The 3,296-nt window shown below is 67.1% G+C and carries 3 protein-coding genes; all 3 read left to right on the forward strand.

Features of this window, described 5'->3' with window-relative positions; genetic code table 11:
• The coding region (locus OXK16_04895) for a CocE/NonD family hydrolase (GenBank protein MDE0375285.1) at positions 1 to 1,626 on the forward strand (1,626 nt) is incomplete at its 5' end.
• Between the two features lie 41 nt (positions 1,627 to 1,667).
• Positions 1,668 to 2,906: an ATP-binding protein gene (locus tag OXK16_04900; GenBank protein ID MDE0375286.1), complete on the forward strand. Its 1,239-nt coding sequence runs from the start codon at positions 1,668 to 1,670 to the stop codon at positions 2,904 to 2,906.
• Positions 2,907 to 3,012: 106 nt separating this feature from the next.
• Positions 3,013 to 3,296: clan AA aspartic protease (locus OXK16_04905; GenBank protein ID MDE0375287.1), on the forward strand; the 284-nt coding region annotated here is incomplete at its 3' end.

Below are 3,296 nucleotides of genomic sequence, written 5' to 3' on the forward strand. Positions count from 1 at the left end.
GAGACACAGGCCGACCTGCCCGTGCTGCTCATCCGCTCCATCTACGACAAGCGGTCGGGCGTTCCCACCTTCGGCAGCGCTCACCCGGCCTGGTTCGCCGCCCAGGGGTATGTGGTGGTGGTCCAGGACTGCCGGGGCCGGTACGCGTCCGAAGGCGACTTCTATCCCTACCTCCACGAGATGGAAGACGGCTACGACTCGGTGGAGTGGGCGGCCCGCCTTCCCGGATCCGACGGCCGGGTCGGGATGATGGGGTTCTCCTATGTCGGGGCCACCCAGCTCCTGGCGGCGGTGACGGCGCCACCCTCCCTCGCCTCCATCACTCCGGCCTTCACCGCCTCGCAGTACTACGACGGATGGACCTACAACGGCGGGGCATTCTCGCTGGCCTTCATCGGCTACTGGGCCACGCTCCTCGGGTTGGAGACGGCACAGCGGGCCGGCGACCTCGAGGGCCACATCGGCCTGGCCGCCGCCCTGGGTGCGGCCCCCAACTGGTACCACTCCCTTCCCGTGGCCGGCTACCCGCCGCTACAGACCCCGCACGTGCCCTACTTCAACGACTGGGCGGAGCACTGCTCCTACGACGACTACTGGAAGCGGTGGAGCATCGACGAGGACTACAGCCGGATCAGGGTGCCGGCTCTACACGTGGCCGGGTGGTACGACGTGTTCCTCGGCGGCACGGTCAAGAACTTCGTGGGGCTCTCCGGTTCCGGCTACGACGAGCGGACGCGTGACAACCAGAAGCTGGTGGTCGGGCCGTGGGCGCACATGCCCTGGACACCGGTCAGCCGGCTCGGGTCGGACGGTCCTTCGACCATGGAGATCGACTCCTGGCTGGTCAGGTGGTTCGACCAGACCCTGAAAGGCAGGGAGACGGGGGTCATGGACAGCCGGGTGACCGCCTTCACCCTGGACGGGGGATGGCGGGACTTCGCCTCGTGGCCGCCCCCGGACGCGGTGGTGGAGGACTGGTTCATCCACTCCGACGGATGCGCCAACTCAAAGTTCGGCGACGGCACGCTCGACCGCAGCCCGCCCGGCGACGAGCCGCCCGACATCTTCATCTACGAGCCGGGAGTGCCGGTTCCGTCCATGGGGGGACATTCCTGCTGCTTCGACAGCATCACCCCGATGGGCCCGGCCGACCAGCACGAGGCGGAGGTGTCCCGGATGATCCTGGTGTACACGTCCGAGCCCCTGGCGGAGGACGTCGAGCTGGTCGGAGACGCGGAGGTGACCCTGTACGCCGCCACGACGGCCGTAGACACCGATTTCACCGCCCGGCTCTGCGTGGTGGACGAGGCCGGCCGCTCGGTCAACCTCCAGGAGGGGATCCTGCGGGCGCGCTACCGGAGGTCGCTGTCGGATCCGGAGCTGCTGACCCCCGGCCGGGTGTACGAGTTCAAGATCGAATTGGGCCCGGTGGGGGCCCGCGTGGGCGCGCGGTCGCGCCTCCGGTTGAACATCTCCAGCTCCGACTTCCCCCAATGGGACCGGAACCTGAACACGGGCGCCCAGCCGCTCACCGACGGACCGCTCGACTCGATCCCGGCCACCCAGACGGTCCTCCACAACCGCTCCTATCCCACCCGGGTCTCCATCCCCGTCTTGAGAGCCTGAAAAAATGGCAGTGGCGTGAATGATAATCATTCACGCCTTGAATGATTATCATTCAAGGGATGGAGCACGCCATGCTTGCCCGCCTGCTCGAGCAGAGCCTCGCGGAACGCCTCCGCGTGATGCCCGCGGTGGTGGTCACGGGCGCGCGCCAGACCGGCAAGAGCACCCTGGCTCGGGAACTGACCCCGGGTAGAAGCTACCGCTCGCTGGATGATCTTGACGTGCTCGACCTCGCCCGCCGTGATGCCGATACCCTGGTGGGTGGCGCCGAGCCGCTCACGCTCGACGAGGTCCAGCGTGAGCCCGCCTTGCTGCACGCGGTGAAGCGGGAGATCGACCGGCGGCGCGCACCCGGTCGTTTCCTCCTCACCGGGTCGGCGAACCTGGCGCTCATGCACCGCGTGTCCGAGTCGCTGGCAGGCCGGGCGAGCTACCTGACTCTGAGGCCGATGACGCGCCGTGAACAGCTGGGATCGGGCCGGTGCGGCATCTGGGATGAGCTCCTCGAAGCACAGGACGAGGACTGGCCCGACCTGGTGGCTTCACAGCCGGACCGGCCGGAGGACTGGCGTGTTGCGGCCCGCCGGGGAGGCTTTCCGTTCCCGTCTGTCCATCTGGCCGACGACCGGGAGAGGGCGATCTGGTTCGACGGGTACGTGCGGACCTATCTCGAGCGGGATTTGCAAGCCCTCTCCTCCATATCGGCGTTGCCCGACTTTCGCCGGTTGATGCGAGCCACCTGTCTCCGCATCGGCCAACTCGTCAACCAGACGGAGCTCGGCAGGGACGTGGCGTTAGCGCAGCCGACGGTGCATCGGTATCTCAACCTGCTCGAGACGTCCTACCTTCTGGTGAGGGTTCCCGCCTATGCGGTGAACCGGACCAAGCGGTTGATCAAATCCCCCAAGCTCTACTGGGGTGACACGGGAGTGGCCCTGCATCTGGCTCAGGAGGCGACACCGGGCGGCGCCTACCTGGAGAACCTGATCCTCAACGACTTGCTGGCCTGGCGTGATGCCCGCCTCGACCGGGCGGAGATCCTCTACTGGCGCACGTCGATCGGCGAGGAGGTGGATTTCGTCATCGAGGCCGGTGACCGCCTGCTCCCCATCGAGGTCAAGGCGACCAAGCGCCCCCGTCTCCGTGACACACATCACCTCCGCACCTTCCGGGCCGAATACGGTGACCAGGCCCGGCCCGGTCTCCTCCTACACGCCGGAACCATCACCGAGTGGCTCACCCCGCACGTACTCGCCGCCCCATGGTGGCGGATTGTCTGAGCAGCTTGAGCACACGAGTCAACAGGGGGGTTGACACGCGCCGCCGCTCGACGTATAACAGGTGCAGGCGCGGGACATATGCAGGAATAGTGAAGGAGACAACAGTATGGGCGAGACACATGTGCCGGTCCTGATCCGGAACCCCGCCGAGCCACAACGGACCTGGGAGGGCCTCTTCCTGGTCGGCACGGGCGCCAGCGACTGCATGGTGCCGAGGCGGTACCTGGAGAGTATCGGTCTTGCACCCAAAGGAGAGCGGGCCTACCAGCTGGCCGACGGCAGCGTGGTGACGGTCGATACGACCGCCGGGCAGTTGGAGTTCATGGGAGAGTACGTTCCTAGCCTCATCGCGTTCGGGGAGGACGGAACCGAGCCGCTCCTGGGAACCAT

It is taken from the genome of bacterium (assembly GCA_028821235.1).
GTDB lineage: Bacteria > Actinomycetota > Acidimicrobiia > Spongiisociales > Spongiisociaceae > Spongiisocius.